Raw genomic sequence first — 19,270 nt, 5'->3', positions numbered from 1 at the left:
GCCCCGCCCGCGGCCCGGGCGGGCCCCCGCGCCCGCCCCCCCGCGCCACCACGCCGAGGATGAACGCCAGCGAGGTCATGATGATGGGCCGCAGGCGCAGCCGCGCGGCCTGCATCGCCGCCTCGGCAACATCGACCCCCTGATCGACCAGGCTCTTGGCGAACTCGATGATCAGGATAGCGTTCTTCGCCGACAAGCCGATCAGGGTGATCAGTCCGACCTTGAAGAACACGTCGTTCGGCATACCGCGCAGGGTCACCGCCAGCACCGCGCCCAGCACGCCCAGCGGCACGACCAGCAGCACGGCGGTGGGTATCGACCAGCTCTCGTAGAGCGCTGCCAAGCACAGGAACACCACCAGCAACGACAGCGCCAGCAGCATCGGTGCCTGGCTGCCGGACAAGCGCTCCTGCAGCGACAGACCGGTCCACTCCAGTGCGCTGCCGGCAGGTAGTGCATCGACGATCCGTTGAATTTCCGCCATGGCTTCGCCGGAACTGTGACCGGCTGCAGGCTCTCCGGAGATCGACACCGCCGGGTAGCCGTTGTAACGGGTCAACTGCACCGGCCCGCTGAGCCACCTGGCTTGCACGAACGCGCCCAGCGGCACCATCTTGCCGCTGGCGTTGCGCACATGGATCTTGAGCAGGTCCTCGACCTGGCTGCGCTGATCGCCTTCGGCCTGCACCACCACGCGCTGCATACGCCCCTGGTTGGGGAAGTCGTTGACATAGTTCGAACCTACCGAGGTGTCGAGCACCGCACCGATATCGGCGAACGACACGCCCAGGGCGTTGGCCTGGCGGCGATCCACCTCAAGCTCCACCTGCGGACTCTCGGCCAGCGACGCTTCGCGCACGTTGCTCAGGATCTTGCTCTGGCGCGCGTTGGCCAGCAACTCGTCACGGGCCGCCATGAGCCCGGCATAGCCCATGCCGCCACGGTCCTGAAGGCGAAACTCGAAGCCTGTGGATTCGCCCAGGCCGTCCACCGGCGGCGGCAGTACCGAATATGCGATGGCGTCCTTGAGTGCGGAGAACGCCACGGTGGCGCGTTCGGCGATGGACTGCGCGCTGTCGTCGTCGCTGCGCTGCGACCAATCCTTGAGGGTGGTGAAGGCCAGCGCGGCGTTCTGCCCCGTACCCGAGAAGCTGAAGCCCAGGATCAAAGTGGTGTTGCCCACTCCAGGCTCCTGGGCATTGTGCGCCTCGATCTGTGCGGCGACCTGCTCGGTGCGCATCCGGCTGGCACCGGGCGGCAGCTGGATGTCGGTGATGGTATAGCCCTGGTCCTCGGTCGGCAGAAACGCACTGGGCAGTTGGCTGAAACCATAGACCAGCACGGCTACCAGCACGCCGTAGACCACCAGGTAGCGACCGCTGCGGGCGAGGGCGTGGGACACCCAGCGTTGATAGCCGTCGCTCATGCGCTCGAAGCGGCGGTTGAACCAGCCGAAGAAGCCCTTGGGCGCATGCTGGCCGTTCTCGATCGGCTTGAGCAGGGTGGCGCACAGGGCCGGGGTGAGGCTCAGTGCCAGGAACGCGGAGAACAGGATCGACCCCGCCATCGACAGCGAGAACTGCTTGTAGATCACGCCCACCGATCCCTTCATGAACGCCATGGGCAGGAATACCGCCACCAGCACCAGGGTGATGCCGATGATCGCGCCACTGATCTGACCCATGGCCTTGCGCGTCGCTTGCTTGGGCCCGAGGCCTTCCTCGGCCATGATCCGCTCGACGTTCTCCACCACGACGATGGCATCGTCGACCAGGATACCGATGGCCAGCACCATGCCGAACAGCGTGAGCACGTTCACCGAGAAGCCCATTGCCAGCATTACGGCAAAAGTGCCCATCAGCGCCACCGGTACCACCAGGGTGGGGATCAGGGTATAGCGGATGTTCTGCAGGAACAGGAACATCACCGCGAACACCAAGAGCATCGCTTCGAACAGCGTGCTGATCACCTGCTTGATCGAGACCTTGACGAAGGGCGAGGTGTCGTAGGGGATGTCGTACTTGACGCCGGCAGGGAAGAAGCGCGACAGCTCATCCATCTTCTGGCGCACCAAGGTGGCGGTTTCCATGGCGTTGGCGCCTGGAGACAGCTTGATGCTGAACGCGCTGGTGGCCTTGCCGTTCAGGCGCGTGCCGTACTGGTACTCCTGGGCGCCGATCTCCACCCGGGCGATATCACCGACCGTCACCACCGAGCCATCGGCATTGGCCCGCAGGACGATGGCGGCGAATTCCTCGGGGCTGCTCAGCTGGCCCTTGACCACGACATTGGCGGTGATCTCCTGGGTCGGCCGGGTGGGCAGGTCGCCGATGCTGCCGGGCGCGACCTGTGCGTTCTGTGCGGCGATGGCCTGGGACACGTCCTGCGGTGTCAGCGCGAAACCGACCAGCTTGGCCGGGTCGATCCAGATCCGCATGGCCCGCTCCGAGCCATACAGCTGCGCCTTGCCGACACCCTTGACGCGACGAATTTCGTTCATCACGTTGCGCGCCAGCAGATCGCTGAGGGCGATCTCGTCGTACCCGCCGTCTTCGGAGGTCAGGGTGACCAGTTGCAGGAAACCGGTGGACACCTTCTCGACCTGCAGGCCTTGCTGCGTCACCGGGCGGGGCAGGCGCGACTCGACCACTTTCAGGCGGTTCTGCACATCCACCTGGGCCAGGTCCGGCACGGTGCCCGGCTCGAACGTGGCGGTGATGGTGGCATTGCCCAGGCTGCTCTGGGACTGGAAGTACAGCAGGTTGTCGGCGCCGTTGAGCTCCTGCTCGATGATGCTGACGACACTCTCGTCCATGGTCTGCGCCGAGGCGCCAGGGTACACGGCATAGATTTCCACCTGGGGCGGGGCAACGTCGGGATACTGGGCCACCGGCAACTGAGGGATGGCCAGCGCGCCCGCCAGCAGGATGAACAGCGCGACCACCCAGGCGAAAATCGGGCGATCAATGAAAAACTGCGGCATGGGTCAGGACCTCACTGGCCGGTGTGCTTGGCGATGGGTGGGGTGCTCTGATCGGTCTGCACCTGGACCTGATCGCCGGCCTTGATGTGCTGCAGCCCTTCGACCACCACGCGTTCGCCGGCCCTGAGCCCCTCGTTGACGACCCAGCGGTCGCCCTGGGCCGTACCCAGCACCACCTGGCGCTCCTCGATGCGCTGCTGATCGCCCACCACCAGCACCTTGGGTACTCCGGCGCTGTCGCGCAGGATCGCCCGCTGCGGCACGCTGATGCCCTTGGGCTGCACAGCCTGCTCCAGGCGCACCCGCACGTAGCTGCCTGGCAGCAGGTCGAGGTCGGGATTGGGGAATTCGCTGCGCAGGGTGATCTGATTGGTGCTCGGGTCCACGCTGATATCCGAGAACAGCAAGGTGCCCGCCCGCGCGTAAGCGCTGCCGTCGTCCTGGATCAAGGTCACGCTGGCCTGATCCGGCCCCACCTGCTGCAATTGGCCGGCACGCAGGGCGCGGCGCAAGGCGGTGAGGTCGCGGGTCGACTGGGTCACGTCGGCGTGGATGGGGTCCAGCTGCTGGATGACCGCCATCTCCGTGGTTTCGCCTTGTCCGACCAGCGCACCCTCGGTCACCAGCGCCCGGCCGATGCGCCCGGAAATCGGCGCGGTCACCGTGGCATAGCCCAGGTTCAGCTGCGCGCGGTCCAGTGCGGCCTTGGCCTCGGCCACCTGTGCACCGGCCTGCAGAAACGCGGCGCGGGCGTTGTCGTAGTCCTGACGGCTGACGGCGTTCTCATCCACCAACTGGCGATAGCGCTGCTCTTGCAGTCGCGACTGGTAGAGGGTCGCTTCGGCGCGGGCGAGGGTGGCGCGCGCACTGTTCTGGTCCGCCTTGAACGGCGCCGGGTCGATCAGGAACAGCACGTCGCCCTGCTTGACGTCACTGCCCTCGCGATAGACCCGCTTGAGCACCACGCCGGCCACGCGTGCGCGCACTTGCGCGGTGCGTGGCGCGAGCAGGCGCCCGCTCAGTTCCGTGCTGATGGCCAGGCTCTGGGCCTGGACGGTCTCGACCCGTACCTGTGGGGCCGGTGCCTCGGCTGGCTGCTCGCTGGCGCCGTCGCACCCGGCCAGAGCGATGCCCAGCACGGCCAGAAGCGCCAGGCGGCGCTTGAAGAAGGGAATAGACATAGAATTCTTCCAGTTAGGACGGTGGCTATGCTACGGCAGCCATCACTGGGCGGGCTGTAAAGCTGTGTAGGGGGTGTGTGAAAAAGTGTAAGGATCATGCCGTGGTCACTGTAGGATTCTATATTCTGCGACGACTGACCGCTTCGGTCCTTTACTTTTTCGTGGTCATCGAGCGCCCATGCCGAACATTCTCCTGGTCGAAGACGACAGCGCATTGTCGGAGCTGATCGCCAGCTACTTGCAACGCAATGATTTCCATGTGCACGTCATCGCCCGCGGCGACCATGTGCTGGATGAGTTCCGCCGTCAGCGTCCCGACCTGGTGATCCTCGACCTGATGCTGCCAGGCCTGGATGGACTGCAAGTCTGCCGTCTGCTGCGCCAGGCCTCGCAGACCCTGCCCATCCTCATGCTCACGGCCCGTGACGACAGCCACGACCAGGTGCTGGGGCTGGAGATGGGCGCCGACGACTACGTCAACAAGCCTTGCGAACCCCGCGTGCTGCTGGCGCGTGTGCGCACCCTGTTACGCCGCAGCAGCGTCGGCGAGCCTCGGCTGGACCATGAACTGATCGAGATCGGCGGTCTGAGCATCGACCTGGCCGAGCGCCTGGTCAGCTGGCGAGGCGTCGAGGTCGAGCTGTCCAGCAGCGAATACAACCTGTTGGTGGTCCTTGCCCGCAATGCCGGAGAGGTGCTGAGCCGCGATCGCATCCTGCAACAGCTGCGCGGCATCGAGTTCAACGGCACCGATCGCTCGGTCGACGTGGCGATCTCCAAGTTGCGGCGCAAGTTCGACGATCACGCAGGGGAAGCGCGCAAGATCAAGACCGTGTGGGGCAAGGGTTACCTGTTCAGTCGGGTCGAGTGGGAGTGCTGACCGACCATGCTCAAGTTCCTGGTACGCCTGTACCTGTTGATCATCGTCACTTACGCCGGTGCGCTGCTGCTGATTCCCGACGCGATCGTCGGCGCCTTCCACGACCGCTTCATGGCCTACAACCTCGACCAGACCCGCGGCATTCAATCGCTGATCGTCCGCCAGTTCGAGAAGGCACCCCCGGCGCAATGGCCGGCGGTCGAACGGGAACTGGCTGCGGCCTTCGACCCCCTGCAGGTGCAACTGCTGCGCATGGACAGCGCCCACCTCAAGCCTGGCGAGCGCGCGCGACTGGAGCATGGCCAGCATGTCGTGCGAATGGCCGACTGGGGCTATTACCAGGTGATCATGGCGCCGCTGGACAAGACGTGGGTCGTGCGACTGACCTCGCCCCCGGATCCGTTGGACATCAACGTGCTGTCATGGGGCGTCACTGTACTGATCGGCGCGGCCTTGCTGGGATGTCTGCTGCTGTGGGTCTGGCCCCACTGGCGTGACCTCGAACGCCTGAAGGAAACTGCCAGGCGCTTGGGGCGTGGCGAGATGTCCGAACGCACGCAGATTTCGCCACGCTCGAACATCGGCGAGCTGGCGGGCGTCTTCGATACCATGGCCGACGAACTCGAGCGCCAGGTCCGGCAGCAGCGCGAACTGCTCGACGCCGTGTCCCATGAGCTGCGCACGCCCCTGACCCGGCTCGATTTCGGCCTGGTGCTGCTGTTCGACGAAGTGCCGCCGGCCAGCCGCAAACGCCTGCTGGAGCTGGTCGGGCACGTACGCGAGCTGGACGAACTGGTGCTCGAGCTGCTGTCCTACAGCCGCCTGCAAAATGCCGAACAGGTGCGTGAGCGGGTCGAGGTCTCGTTGCTCGAGCTGGTCGACAGCGTGCTGGGCGGTTTCGCCGAAGAGCTCGACAGCCGGGAGATCCAGTGGGAGGTGCGAGCCGACGACGCGCTGCCGCGCTTCGTGCTCGACCCGCGACTGACCGCCCGCGCCGTGCAGAACCTGGTACGCAATGCCATGCGCTACTGTGATCGACGGCTGCTGGTCGGCCTCGCGCTCGAGGACGACGGCAGTTGCGTGGTGAGAGTCGAGGACGATGGCATCGGTATTCCGCCCGAGGAGCGCGAACGCATTTTCCAGCCGTTTTATCGCCTGGATCGCAGCCGTGATCGGAGTACGGGTGGCTTCGGGCTGGGCTTGGCGATCAGTCGCCGGGCGATCGAAGGACAGGGTGGAACGCTGAGCGTGACCCAGTCGACGCTTGGAGGCGCTCGGTTCGAGATCCGCCTGCCACCTAGGTAGAGGCTCGATTCGCACCAAAGCCCGGATGCGCAGGCCTGTGGTCCTGGAGGTAAATGGACGGTGAAGTCCGATGGGCGGGCCTGAGGTGATTGCACTGATACTTTTGTCAGTTGTGCGTTCTGGCTGGACATCTTCGAATGGCTCAACGCCGTCCGGCCGCTTTGTCCCTGCGCCGGACTCCATGACCAAACCGTCCGGAGATCCACCATGGCAGGTGCTAGCAAAAAACCGCATACCCCCGTCGAGACCGCGTCACAGGCTGTCCCCTATGTGATGACCAACCAGCCTGCAGGACTGCTCCCTGATATGAGTGGCTTCACCTGGCAGCGGGCGGGGAGTGTCGAGACCGGCTGGTCCAGTCGCTGTCCCATCCAGGGCGGGCGTGATCTGCTCGAGGGTGAAACCCTCAGTGCGTTGCTGGTGAACCTGATGGACGGTGAAATGACCGAATGGCGCTTCACCCCTGAGGATAATGCGTTATCGGTTGCCCAGTGGCCGGAGGCGTTCGCTGCCAGCATCGCCGCAAGTGGGCTGTCCATGACGGCCGGTCAGTGGCAAGACGGCGCCTTCGCAGCCCAAGGCGATGCGCTGCGGCTTTGGAATCATGCCAAGTTCCGCTCGTTCACCACTGCGCCCTTCGCCGGCAACCTGGTTCAGGCGCTAGCGTGCAACGACGCGTTCCAACTGGGTTCCGGCCAGACCCTGTCGCTTCAGGTCCGTGATCTGACGACTCAGCATCTTTACGAGCAGCATTTCTTCACCCCTGAGGACGCCCAGACAGGCCAGGCATGGTCCGAGGCGCTGTGCAAACAGGTGAACCTGAACAGCCACCTGATCCGAGCCGGCGTACTGGACGCTGCCTGCACCGTGACACCCGCTGCGACCGCCAATGCGTTCTGGGTACCCCAGTGCGCCGAACTCTGCTTGACGTTGAACGAGTGTCACTGGTGGGCGGCGCGAGCGTTCAATGCCACTGACCCTCTCGCTGAGGGTGAGTCGATCACGGTTCAGGTATACGACGCTTTTTCGCATCGCCTGCTCGATCAATTCGTCTGGACACCAGCGCTCGAGCAAAGGCCAGCGGATCAATGGCCGAGTGCATGGGCCGAGGCCGTCAGGGATTCATCCGTGGGGCAGTGGCTGCATGTGGGAGAAAGCTCAACGCCTGGAAGCATGGAGGTCGCCAGCGGCAGCACTCAAGCGACACTGTGGCACCGTGGCGAGGGTATACGGATCTGCACCTCATTGCCCGATGCGGAAAACTGGCTACCGGGTCCCAGGCTGGACGAAGCCTGGGGCGATACCAGCGATGCCGTCATGCTCACGGTACGCCATTGTGCCAACCAGAAGCTGATGCACCTGGACGTTTTCATTCCAGAATCAGCCGTGACGGCTGCCGAGGATCAGGATGGCTGGCTGGACGCGTTGCAAGGCTACATGAATGGCCTGCAATGGCCATTGATACGGGTGGGTCATGAAGATGCCAATGGCCAGCTCGATCGCACCGCCACGGCATCCGGCGCGCTGCGCATCTGGTCGTCACGGTTCGCAGAGGTGATCCCAGACGTGCACAATGTCGGCGACGCCAAGCGATGGAAATCCAGTCGCTACGCAGACTATCTGCTGCCGATCGATGACCTGCCTAACCAGCCTGCGCCGACCCGCCTGGTGAACGCAGTGCTCAACATGAAAACCCAGTTCAGCCGTCGACGCGCGTGCGTCGTGGTGGGCTGGCTGATGGGAGATCTCGAGTTTCGGCTGAGCCAGGCGGCAATCGGCAAAGGCTATAGCATTGCAGACTGCGCGCGCGCCGAAGCGCGCGATGGCATGTTGAGCTACGACGTGGAGAACACGCAGGTGCCTGTCGAGGTGTCCGCTGAGCGAATCGTCTGGCGGGGCAGGATCAAGAACAGCGTGTATGAGATTCTTCTGGATTATCCAGAATCGGCGTGCGATGCAACCGAACTGGTGATCGGATATGCGGGCGTCTTCACCGAAGGCTTGTTCTGGCAGGGCGTCCAGAATGTGTCTTTCACCCCGCCGGCAGCACCTGCGGCGTACATTCCAAGTAGCGCGCTGTGTGAAGACTACGGCAATACGTTCCGGTCTGAAGTATTCGATGTCAGTGGACAGAGTGAAACCGGAGTCGACCGCCGTACAGGCTTGTTCCACGCGCATTACCCCGTCGCGACCTTGCACGGGCTGGAGGGTCTTGGGCCGGTCTGCGATCTGACGATGCACTACTCGGCGTTGCGCGGCAACGAAGCGGGTCTGGGTGATGGTTGGGCCTGGCGCTTTGCCAGCCTCGAGCATCGTGATCGTCGCCTGATCATGGCCGATGGCGTCCAGGTCGATTTTACGGAATCTGAATGGAGCGATCTGGCCAAAGGCCAGCCTCTCACCAAAAGCCAGTGCGTGATCCGCAGTAATGCCGACTACAGTGAAGTCACCCTGAACCTGCCCAGTGGTCGTCAGGAGATCCTTAGCAAGCCCAATGCCGAGGGCAGCGACGAGCAAGAACCCAATGATGCGCTTCGTCAGGAGATCCTGCGACTGCTGCGGGCCATCAAAGCCAAGTCGAAACCTGAGTATCCGGCCAAGCCCGAAGGCTTCCAGCAACAGGCGCTGCTGGCCATCTGGACCGTGGGTTACTATGGCGCCGCGACGTTGGACTGGAACGCGGCGGTCAGTGCGTGGGAGGACAGAGTGCAAGAGCTGGACCAGCGAATCGCGTATTACGAACGGCCTTTCGTCCAGCTACTTCCTTCGCGCATCGTGTCGATTCACGGCAAGGTGTTGACACTGACATGGAAGCGGCAACAGGGCCAGTTTCTTCTGCAGACAATCACAAGTGGCACGACATCCCTCTTCGAGGCCACGTACACCGCCACCGAAGCCACGTTCGACATCTGGAAGTCCAGCGCAGCAGAACGCTGCACCGTCAAGCTCGAACTGGCCAACTATCTGCTACAGAAAGTCCAGCGTTTCCAGGGCAACGACACCAGCGCTCTGCTGCATGAGGCGCAGTATGGCTACTGCGCCGACCCGACTCTGGATCGGGTGCTCAATCAGGTCAGAGAGCTGGACGGATCCTCGGAGTTCGTCAGGTATACACCTGAAGCCTTTACATTTTCCGATAAGCGTCCCGCACTGCCCGCCGTGCAACAGCACGTGATCATTGTGGATCGGGATCAGCAGAGCGTAGTGAGTGACTACACGTGGAAAGGCAGCTATCTCAGAGATGAATACTTCGCTTGTGGTGTGACCAAGTGGAGCGGCGGGGACTCTTCGGCCGACTTCCATGTCTTCGACAGGGCAGGCCGCCAGGTCGCTTATGGCGACGCTTCAGAGGCAATGATCACGGTGTTCACGGAGGCGCAGGGACGAAGTCTGATCAAATATCCTGCGTTCTACATAGGTGAGGTGCAAGAACGCGTGGGCGAACGGGTGCACGCGTTCCTGACGGAGTGTTCGAACACCGTGCCATCCACGGCGGGCGACAAAAGTGAAGGGTACACCTTGGATGAACTCATCGATGGCGCGGATGAATTCGATGACCTTTTGGAAGCCACGGCTGGCGAGGATTCCACTCAATCCAGCACGCCGCCTGACATGCAAGTCGAAGCTGACCTGGTCAAGATCGTGAAACACGCCATGAAACATCACGACCTCACGTTCGAGGCGCTGAGCCAGAAGGTTGTGACGCTATTGGCATCGTGCACGATCGATCCGCTGCGACAGCGGACAGCCCTGGCCGCTGCTGCGCAAGATGAAGCCTTGCTCACGGCCATGCGCAGCATGGACTGGGATGATTTTTTCCGGCGCTATCGTTTCAGCGCCCCGATACTGAGTTTCGTGCAGCGTCTGAATTTGCCCGTTCACGCTGAAAAGCGTGCCGCGAGCCACGTACAGGTTACCGATAAAGACACCGAGATCGCCACCCTGAGCCAGAGTTGCAAGTGCAACGAACAGGATCAAGTCATCTTTCTCAAGGACACGGATGGCTGTCGGGCCTACCGCGCGTATTACGTGAAGGGCGCCAATAGCGTCGTATGTCCGTTGGTAAGCAATCTTCCGACCCTGGAATGCCCTGATATTCCGCCGGATGTGCCATCGCCTCTGATGGCTGAGTATCAATGCGACCCCTTCGGTAATCCCCTGAGCCTCACTCTTTACGGATACCGCAGCGTCAAGCGCAATGAGCGGGACGTGCTGGAAATCGCTCACAAGGTGGTGATCGAAGGGGTCAGTGCCACGCTCAACGCTGATCTGCTCGACGCCACTACTGCATTCAGCCTTGTCGATGAGGACAAGCCGGCGCTGGTACGCTGTAGCAGTACCAGTACAAGTCCGGTCTCCAACAAGACCGAAAAACCAGACTGCAAAGTCAAAGTCTGGTCGATCACCGATGAGCAGAAGACCTCGCTCGGCGAGGACGTCATGAGTATCGTCACCGTTCAGTCGTTCGAGGACAATCCGAATGCCGCCGGAATCCACCTGTGGGTCAAGGTCACCACGGTGGCGGGGACTGCAGTGGTGAAGGAGGAAGTACGATCGCGCTTGACTCACCGATGCCTGCAAAGGCTTCAAGATGGCATCGACGAACATTGGCAGTACGATGCGCTCGCACGCATCGTCGAACGCAAGCGCTACCGCCTGCTTGCGGGCACGAAGGCGGACAAGAAGGCCCAGAAGCCTGAGCATGTCCTGTCGATCCTCTACTCCAGCGATAGCAGGCTGGAGACCGTGACTCAGCACGACGCAGGACAGGTGCGCAACCACAAGGATGGTCTGGGTCGCACGGTGTCGACTCAGTGGCGACCCCATGACAAGGCGTCTTTTGTGCCGATTTCCGAGCGGCAGTTCGTGGGACTCGAACCCGCGCAGATGTGGTGGGGTTCGTCCTGGGACTACCTCCCCGGTGGACAGGCGATCTTGACCTCGACTACCGAAAGCGAGGCGCCTGGCAACACCCCTTGGAACAGACAGATCGAGGGTTCAGAGACCACCGTCGAATATGGGCTGGGTGAGCAGCTGCGGGCTCGCCATCGCCAGCGCACCGAGCAATTGCAGGATGGCGGTTTTCAGCGTTCTGACATTCAGGAGGACGCCCAGGGCCGAGTCTACACGCAGATTCAGCGCCAGTATGACGGCAACGGGAACCTCGTCGCACTGCAACGCACGCTCGATGGTGTGTCGAGCAAGACCACTCTACTGCGTGATGCGCTCGGGCGCGTCACCAAGATGACACGATCGGACGGCAGCGTCATCGAGCGCAGTTACAAGGGCTTCAGTACCCAGGTGGTGGAGCTGAAGGTCGATTCGGTCGTGATTGCGACGCAGGAACTGGACCTCCCCTCCACATTGACGGCCAGAACCGTGGGTACGCGGCGTTACGCACTTGGGCACGACCAGGTGACGTTGCCAGACCAGACCCTGCTGTCCTTCGCGCAATCGGGTGAGGCAATGACCTACCAGGCGAGCGACCTGTCTCTCGCACAGCTGACTCTCGATCGTGAGAAAGTCGTGTTCGCCACCGGCTCGAGCGTCAAGCCGCAGGCGACTACAGGCACGCAAGCGCCCTCCGCGTCGGGGACGTCCAAGGCCCAAGCGAGCGAAACGACTGCCGAGGCGAGCTCGGCTGAAGAGTGGAGCCAGACCATTTGCGCCGCAAAACTGCCGGGTGCCCACCACGTCGAAGAGCGCGGACCCCGCGGCACTGTCAGTCGGTTGCAGTGGCAATCGCTACGTGGCACGACGGTGGCGGTGCGGCTGGCGGACGGTCACATGCTTCGGCGTTTCGACGATCGCTGGGGACGACCATTGCGTACCTGCAAAGATCACGAGGAGGTACGGTTCATCCACGACGAATTCGGTAACCTCATCTCGCGGCATGTACACGCGCTGCGCGGTGGTGGCCAGTGGCAGGTCTGCAGCCAATTCGATGCATTCGATCAAGAGACCTGGCGGACCTTCAAGCGCAACGACAGCATGACGTTCGAGCAGCGTTTCACCTGGAACAGCGCAGGGATGCTGAAAACCAAGCAAAGTGGAACCTGGCAGCAGGTGCTACGCACCGAGGCGTACGAATACGACGCTCTGGACAGGCTCGAACGCTATTCGTGCACCGCTGGGGCCTCCCAGCATCTGCCCCGCGACACCACTGGTCAGCCTGTCAAACTGCAAGCGTTCGCCTGGGACGCGCTGAGCAACATGACTCAATGCATCACCACCTATTCCAACGACACCACCTCCACTGTCGGCTTCAGCTATGCAGACAAGGACCCTACGCGGCTCACGGTGGTGCAGCGCGACGCTGACACGCGATCGCTTGCCTGGGACAGCAACGGATACATGACCACCGACGCGGAGGGTCGAACACTGGGCTATACCCCCGACGGCAGGTTGAAGCAGATCTGCGATAGTCAGCAGACGGTATTGACCCGGTACGACTACGACGGCCATGAGCGCCTGGTCGCTCAGTACGTGGCAGACGACCAGAGCACCCGGGAGTTGCGGTACGACGGCGACGAGTTGATCGGTGAGATCTGGTATGACAAGTCGGGCAAGCCAGGTCGTGCGCTCAGCTTCAGCAAGGGTTTGGCGACCTATGAGAATGCCAGTGTGCGCTGGTTGATCGACGATCCACAGAGCGGCGTGGTAGGGGAGGTCATGGGCGACACCCTGACCGTCCACGCACTGTTGCCTTTTGGCGAGGCTCCTGACGCCGAAGCACCCACCATCGGCTACAACGGCATGCGCCGTGACCCCGTCACAGGTCATTACCACAGCGGCAATGGCTATCGCTGCTATGACCCGACCCTGTGCCGTTATCTGCAACCCGACTGGCTGAGCCCGTTCGGAGAAGGGGGCCTCAACGACTATGTCCATTGTCCGGATCCGGTGAATTGGCACGACCCTTCCGGCGCAATCATGATGAGCCGCTGGGGTCAGGCGCGGACGATCGACTCGCTGGAGCAATTTCTGAGTGATGTTCAGCCCATGCCGGTTGGATCCAGATGGCGAGGATTGGCGATGTCAGCACTCCTGACGTTCGTCGGTGTCGCCAGCGTTGTCCTGAGTGGCGGAGCCACGTCGGCCTGGGTCATCGCAGCGCTGGTGACGCTGAATCTTGTATCGTTCGGTCTGGAGGTCGCTTCGGTGATGCTCGAAGACTCTCACCCCGACATTGCTCGCAAACTGGGTATAGCCTCGGGTGTCACCGGAGTCCTCTCGATCGGTAATCCGATGGGCATCGTCAAGCTGTTGGGCAAGGGGCTGCGGGCTTCGGCGCTGTTTGGAGTGCGTATCGCACGCAGAGTCGGGCTAACCCTGGCAAGGGGCCGCGAGGCGTTTCGCATGACCCGTCTCAGAGGTTTCAGGGCGGGTCGGCGGACGTGGCATACCGCACCGGACATCCCCAAGGTGCTTTCTCGGAATTACGGATTCGATACCTTGGGCGAGCCGAGGATGAGAGGGTTCAACGTTGTGCCCAAGACTTATCGCGGGATGGGCGCGCGCGTGAACTCTACTTCCTTGGGATCCAGCGTTGGCGATTTCTCGCTGGCTGATCAATATGAGATCACGCGTGGCTGGAAGGCTGATTATCTGTGGTCCATAGATATCGGTACGCGTGCCGGAAGGTTGGTGTACCAGGCAGCCGACCTCTATGGAGACTTGGACGATCTGCTCGATGGGGCGGACCTGGTGCTGCCTGAGGACAAGAAAATTGGCGGCGATACGAGCCTGAAAGGACGGATGGCCAAATTCCGCATCGATGTCAGGGATGGGCAGAAGGGACGAGAGTACTCTGGCGCAAGATCCCCTGCCTCGATCGCGCCGGGTTCCGACTGACATCTGGTCGGGATGCCAGGCACGACCTCGACAAGGCCGACGAACGCAGCAGGCGTCGTCGGCCTTGTCGACATCGTTAAATCACCACGCCCTGACTGCGCAGATAATCATCGTAGGTGCCGCTGAAATCGACGACGCCGTCGGCCGACAGCTCGATGATCCGGGTGGCCAGCGAGGAAACGAACTCGCGGTCGTGGCTGACGAACAACAGGGTCCCCGGATAGTTCTCCAGGGCCAGGTTCAGTGCCTCGATCGATTCCATGTCCAGGTGGTTGGTCGGTTCGTCCATCACCAGCACATTGGGCTTTTGCAGGGTCAGCTTGCCGAACAGCATGCGACCCTGTTCACCCCCTGAGATCACCTTGACCGACTTGAGGATCTCGTCGTTGGAGAACAGCATGCGCCCCAGGGTGCCGCGGATGACCTGCTCGCCGGTGGTCCATTGGCCCATCCAGTCGAACAGGCTGACATCGTCTTCGAAGTCGTGGGCGTGATCCTGGGCGTAGTAGCCAACCTCGGCACTGTCGGTCCACTTCACCGAGCCGGCGTCTGGCTGCAGCTCTCCGACCAGGGTGCGCAGCAGCGTGGTCTTGCCGATGCCGTTGGGGCCGATGATCGCGACCCGTTCGCCGGCTTCCACGGTGATGTCGAAGTTCTTGAACAGCACCTTGTCGTCGAACGCCTTGGCCATCTTTTCCACCACCACGGCCTGACGGTGCAGTTTCTTGGTCTGCTCGAAGCGGATGAACGGGCTGACCCGGCTGGACGGCTTGACTTCGGCCAGCTGGATCTTGTCGATCTGCTTGGCGCGCGAGGTGGCCTGCTTGGCCTTGGAGGCGTTGGCCGAGAAGCGGCTGACGAAGGTCTGCAACTCGGCGATCTGCGCTTTCTTCTTGGCGTTGTCGGACAGCAATTGCTCACGGGCCTGGGTGGCCGCCGTCATGTACTCGTCGTAGTTGCCCGGGAACAGGCGCAGCTCGCCGTAGTCCAGGTCGGCCATGTGGGTGCAGACACTGTTGAGGAAGTGGCGGTCGTGGGAAATGATCACCATGGTGCTGTTGCGCGCGGTCAGCACGTTTTCCAGCCAGCGGATGGTGTTGATGTCCAGGTGGTTGGTCGGTTCGTCCAGCAGCAGTACGTCCGGATCGGAGAACAGCGCCTGGGCCAGCAGCACTCGCAGCTTCCAGCCCGGTGCCACTTCGCTCATCGGTCCGAAATGCTGCTCCAGGGGAATCCCCAGGCCCAGCAGCAGTTCGCCTGCGCGAGATTCGGCCGTGTAACCGTCCATTTCGGCGAACTCGGTTTCCAGCTCCGCAACGGCCATCCCGTCTTCTTCGGTCATTTCCGGCAGCGAGTAGATGCGGTCACGCTCGGCCTTGACCTTCCACAGCTGGCCATGGCCCATGATCACCGTGTCGATGACGCTGAACTGCTCGTAGGCGAACTGATCCTGGCGCAGCTTGCCCAGACGCGTGTTGGGCTCGAGCATGACCTGGCCCGCGCTCGGCTCCAGATCACCGCCGAGGATTTTCATGAAGGTCGACTTGCCGCAGCCGTTGGCACCGATCAGGCCGTAGCGGTTGCCGTTGTTGAATTTGACGGAGACGTTCTCGAACAGCGGCTTGGAGCCGAACTGCATGGTGATGTTGGCTGTAGAAATCAAGTGCTTGTCCTGCGGGGGTTCCAGAGGTGTATTTAGGCCCTCTCGTCCGCTTTGGGCCAATGTTGGGCCAATTCGACTAGGGGCGGCAGCTTCTCCAGCTCCCTCAAATCCGAGGAGGAGCTGATCCATTTCGCTTGGGTAGAGTGCGACATCACCAAGCTGTGGCCGAACTGGTTCGCGATGAACGCAGGGTTCATTCCAGCCATGAGGCACAGGGTTGCGTAGGTGTGGCGGGTGTCGTACGGGCGGCGTTCACGGATGTTCAGCGCCTTGAGCGCCGATTTGAAGTAGAGGATTGTAACACCTGGCTCGTTGATCCACAGCCTACCTTTGCCCTTTGCAACGCAAGGGCTTGTGCGGGTGGGCCGATCTGGATGCCAGGCATCGAAGCGTCGTCATCCGCCAGGCCTGACCAGAGGGCATTCGGCCCACCCAGAACCACCACAGTTCCAGCCGGGACCTAATGTCCATGCACCCTGGCCGGTAGCGGATACATCGACATCAAGCGCTGGTACGCACTTCGTTGCTGATTCCAGGACTCACTCACTCATCTGAGCACCCAGCAACGCTCGCGCCTTGTCCAGAGGCCGGAGCAGCAGGGATTGCTCGATCGACTCGACACAGACCCTATAGGCGAGGGTTCAAAGCAGCTAAACCGGGCAGTTCATTTTTTTCAAAATATTTCAGATTTCACGGAACGATTTGATGGCAGTTTGATTCTCAGCCATGCGAAAAATAATCCTCAGGAATTCCGTGATCATGAAAAAAATCATCGCTGCAGCACTGCTGACCCTTTGCGCTGCGGGCGCACATGCCGCCGAGCTGACCGGGGCAATCGGCGCTACCAGCCAGGGCGGCCTGACCGCGCGCGTGGGCATGGGCTTTGGTTGGGACAAGAGCTGGTTCGAAACCAGCACCGGTCGTCTCACCGGCTACTGGGATGCGGGTTATACCTATTGGGAAGCAGGCGATGCGGCAGGCGGTACCCATTCTCTGTCGTTCGCACCGGTGTTCGTCTACGAGTTCGGTAGTGGCAACGTGAAACCTTTCATCGAAGCCGGTATTGGCCTGGCGGTGTTCTCGGGCACATCGGCAGGGGACCAGAACTTCGGCTCGGCATTCAACTTCGAGGATCGCATCGGTGCGGGACTGAAAATCGGCGAGACGCAGAAAGTCGGTATTCGCGCGATTCACTATTCCAACGCCAGTATCAAGCAGCCGAACGACGGTATCGAGTCTTACTCGCTGTTCTATAGCCACCAGATTTGATGGTCTTGCAGCCCGACCCCAGGGTCGGGCCCGCCTGGCGAGCGACCCTGGCCTTTATTTCAGGGCCAGGTTGGCTGCCTCTCTGGCTTGATCTTTCTCCATGTCTTTCATTTGCTTGACCAGTGCCGCATTCGCAGCATTGAGTGCACTTTGCAGCAGTTTGATGGCGCCCTGAATCAACATCGTCCGGGCTCTGCGCGTTTGTGGGTCAAGGCGGGCATCTTGCTCGATCGCCCGCAATTCGGCCTGTTTCTCTTCAATCTGCTTTTTTATCCTGCGAATATTCTTCAGCGTCTCCTTGGTGACAGGAGGCAGGCTGCTGTCATCGATGTCCTTGTTGGAATCCTTTTCGCCCTTGAGCTTTTCCAGCGACAGTTTCGACAGGTCGACAACCACGCCAGGTTTACCGCGCTGTACCGATTCCTGGGTTTCAATCCCGCTGGCCGCGCTGGCCGCGCTGGCCTCGGCATCAGTCGTGCTTGTGGTTGGCTGGACCGAAGCTGTGGATGCCAATGCTGCTTGCGTCCCGGTTAAAGATTCTTGTACGCCACTGAGCTTCATTACGCAGGTTTCCCCAATCGATAGTCATTCATCTCGACTTCGGCAGGAGCCGCTTAATCTTTAGCGGTATCGATTCATCAAGCGTATGGCTCTGAGCAAATGCTGCCAATCTGGCGTGGGGGCGAGCGAAGACTGGTCGTTAGCCTTAGGCTCTGTCTGAAAAGACTAGCACTGGCTCGGTTCACGCTGGCGCGTCAGTGGCGGGTGCCACCGAGCCGAGCCTGGCGGTGAAAGGCGCGTGAATCGAACAACTGAAGCCCAAGGGGTCGTAGGCGAGACTCGCACTGGCATCGAAGGCATTGCGCAGGCTGCCGCTGATCATCAAGGTGCCATAACCCTTGTGAGTCGGCTGGGCCACCGGCGGGCCGTTGCCTTCCTTCCAGACGAGATTGAAGCGCTGGCCGTCTTCTTCACAGGCCTTTAGTGTCCACTCGACGTTCAGCGTGCCACCAGGCTGGGAGAAGGCGCCGTACTTGGCGGCATTGGTGGACAGCTCGTGAACCACCAGGGCGATGGACGAGGCGGCCTCCGGGGCCAGGTCGATCTGCGGCCCGTCGAGCAGTGTCCGATGGGTGCAACTGTATGGGGCAAGAGTATCCTGCAGCAGCGTCAGCAGATCCGTCTGATGATGGGTGACGGCCAAGGCATGCGACTTCTGCATCATGATCAGGCGCCCTTCGAATACTCGGCGGAACTCTTTGGGCTGGGGGTAGTGTCGGGAGGTAAAAACCGCCATGGCACCGATGGTGGTGAACAGGTTGCGCATTCGGTGATCGAGTTCCTCGATCAGGATCTTCGCGGCTTCCTGGCTCCTGCTGTAGGCGAAGAGGTCCACGCACAACTGCGTGGCGTGGCGCAACAGCGTTCTCTGCTCCACAGTCAGCGGCATACCTGGGGGATGAATCACCGCCAGGCTGCCCTGTACGACACCTTCCTCGCTCACCGCCGGAAACGACACCAGCGCATGCAGGTCGTGCTCGCGGAACAGCGCTTTCCACTCGTCGGAGAAGCGGGGGTCGGAGGCGACATCTGGCACTTCGACCGGCCGTCCCGTCATGACCGCCATGCCGCACGAGCCGCGCGTGCCAGTGATGCGATTGCCCGTCAGGCTCGCAGCGAAATGAGCAGGCAATGCCGGGAAGATGGCGTGACGGAAGGTCCTGCCAGGCTTGTCCAGCACGGTAAGACCCACTGTGATGCCGGGCATTGCGGTCTGTAGCGTCTGGACGAAGGCTTCAAGCAGTGGAACCACCGGCCCGCCTCTAGCCATGACGCCCAGCGCTTTCCTGCGAAACTCATCGATGAGTTCGGGCATCGTCATTTCACTCGAAGCGGACAGAGGGGGCCGCGAAAACGGACACGATCTAGCCATCACGGGGTGATCACCAGGTCGATAAGGCCACATGATGCTTGAAAACCCGGCGACCGCCAAGCGAAGTGCCGGCTTAGGCCCAACGACAGAGGGGGCGTCGACCGCTCGCCAGCGAATCACGGGCAAAGAAAAGCCCGCTGGGGAGGGCGGGCGAAGTATTTCACGGATGTGGCTCAACCTTGCCAGTGCCCAAGTGAAAATG

The 19,270-nt window shown here is 61.8% G+C and carries 9 protein-coding genes and 1 pseudogene; 4 read left to right on the top strand and 6 right to left on the bottom strand.

Annotation, left to right across the window (positions count from 1 at the left end; translation table 11 throughout):
* Both IAE34_RS19995 and IAE34_RS19990 read right to left on the bottom strand, forming a co-directional pair.
* Window positions 1-2,983 (bottom strand): multidrug efflux RND transporter permease subunit (locus IAE34_RS19995; protein ID WP_200140677.1); only part of this gene is annotated, 2,983 nt, incomplete at its 3' end.
* A gap of 11 nt (window positions 2,984-2,994) precedes the next feature.
* Window positions 2,995-4,164, bottom strand: a complete 1,170-nt coding sequence (locus tag IAE34_RS19990) for an efflux RND transporter periplasmic adaptor subunit (protein ID WP_200140676.1) — start codon at window positions 4,162-4,164, stop codon at window positions 2,995-2,997.
* Between the two features lie 178 nt (window positions 4,165-4,342).
* Between IAE34_RS19990 and IAE34_RS19985 the strand changes: the two genes are divergently transcribed.
* The 3 genes from IAE34_RS19985 (at window position 4,343) to IAE34_RS19975 (ending at window position 14,203) form a co-directional block, all read left to right on the top strand.
* Window positions 4,343-5,044, top strand: a complete 702-nt coding sequence (locus tag IAE34_RS19985) for a response regulator transcription factor (protein ID WP_200140675.1) — start codon at window positions 4,343-4,345, stop codon at window positions 5,042-5,044.
* Between the two features lie 6 nt (window positions 5,045-5,050).
* Window positions 5,051-6,349 (top strand): ATP-binding protein, encoded by a 1,299-nt coding sequence (locus IAE34_RS19980; RefSeq protein WP_200140674.1) that lies wholly within the window; start codon window positions 5,051-5,053, stop codon window positions 6,347-6,349.
* Window positions 6,350-6,556: 207 nt separating this feature from the next.
* Complete coding sequence (locus IAE34_RS19975) at window positions 6,557-14,203, top strand: RHS repeat-associated core domain-containing protein (protein ID WP_200140673.1); 7,647 nt, start codon at window positions 6,557-6,559, stop codon at window positions 14,201-14,203.
* A 76-nt stretch (window positions 14,204-14,279) separates the two neighbouring features.
* Here the strand turns inward: IAE34_RS19975 and IAE34_RS19970 are convergent, their stop codons facing one another.
* Window positions 14,280-15,866, bottom strand: coding sequence for an ABC-F family ATPase (locus IAE34_RS19970; protein WP_200140672.1), 1,587 nt, complete (start codon window positions 15,864-15,866; stop codon window positions 14,280-14,282).
* Window positions 15,867-15,898: 32 nt separating this feature from the next.
* Window positions 15,899-16,289 (bottom strand): annotated as a pseudogene (locus IAE34_RS24590) (integrase).
* A gap of 336 nt (window positions 16,290-16,625) precedes the next feature.
* Here IAE34_RS24590 and IAE34_RS19965 point away from each other — a divergent pair.
* A complete protein-coding gene (locus IAE34_RS19965; RefSeq protein ID WP_200140671.1) occupies window positions 16,626-17,135 on the top strand; it encodes an acyloxyacyl hydrolase in 510 nt (169 codons plus the stop codon).
* 54 nt (window positions 17,136-17,189) lie between these two features.
* On the opposite strand, the gene IAE34_RS19960 is transcribed toward IAE34_RS19965, so the two are convergent.
* Both IAE34_RS19960 and IAE34_RS19955 read right to left on the bottom strand, forming a co-directional pair.
* Window positions 17,190-17,696: a hypothetical protein gene (locus IAE34_RS19960; RefSeq protein ID WP_200140670.1), complete on the bottom strand. Its 507-nt coding sequence runs from the start codon at window positions 17,694-17,696 to the stop codon at window positions 17,190-17,192.
* A gap of 181 nt (window positions 17,697-17,877) precedes the next feature.
* A complete protein-coding gene (locus tag IAE34_RS19955; protein WP_200140669.1) occupies window positions 17,878-19,011 on the bottom strand; it encodes an HWE histidine kinase domain-containing protein in 1,134 nt (377 codons plus the stop codon).
* Between the last annotated feature and the right edge of the window lie 259 nt (window positions 19,012-19,270).

It is taken from the genome of Pseudomonas sp. S30 (assembly GCF_016518545.1).
In the GTDB taxonomy this organism is placed as follows: domain Bacteria; phylum Pseudomonadota; class Gammaproteobacteria; order Pseudomonadales; family Pseudomonadaceae; genus Aquipseudomonas.
Note: the sequence above shows the minus strand (reverse complement) of the source record. Positions and strands in the feature narration are given on the sequence as shown.

Excerpts from the sequence above, each read along its gene's own strand:
- IAE34_RS19955 (WP_200140669.1), bottom strand. The coding sequence starts at position 19,011 with ATGCCCGAACTCATCGATGAGTTTCGCAGGAAAGCGCTGGGCGTCATG.
- IAE34_RS19980 (WP_200140674.1), top strand. The coding sequence starts at position 5,051 with ATGCTCAAGTTCCTGGTACGCCTGTACCTGTTGATCATCGTCACTTAC.
- IAE34_RS19985 (WP_200140675.1), top strand. The coding sequence starts at position 4,343 with ATGCCGAACATTCTCCTGGTCGAAGACGACAGCGCATTGTCGGAGCTG.
- IAE34_RS19965 (WP_200140671.1), top strand. The coding sequence starts at position 16,626 with ATGAAAAAAATCATCGCTGCAGCACTGCTGACCCTTTGCGCTGCGGGC.
- IAE34_RS19975 (WP_200140673.1), top strand. The coding sequence starts at position 6,557 with ATGGCAGGTGCTAGCAAAAAACCGCATACCCCCGTCGAGACCGCGTCA.
- IAE34_RS19960 (WP_200140670.1), bottom strand. The coding sequence starts at position 17,696 with ATGAAGCTCAGTGGCGTACAAGAATCTTTAACCGGGACGCAAGCAGCA.
- IAE34_RS19990 (WP_200140676.1), bottom strand. The coding sequence starts at position 4,164 with ATGTCTATTCCCTTCTTCAAGCGCCGCCTGGCGCTTCTGGCCGTGCTG.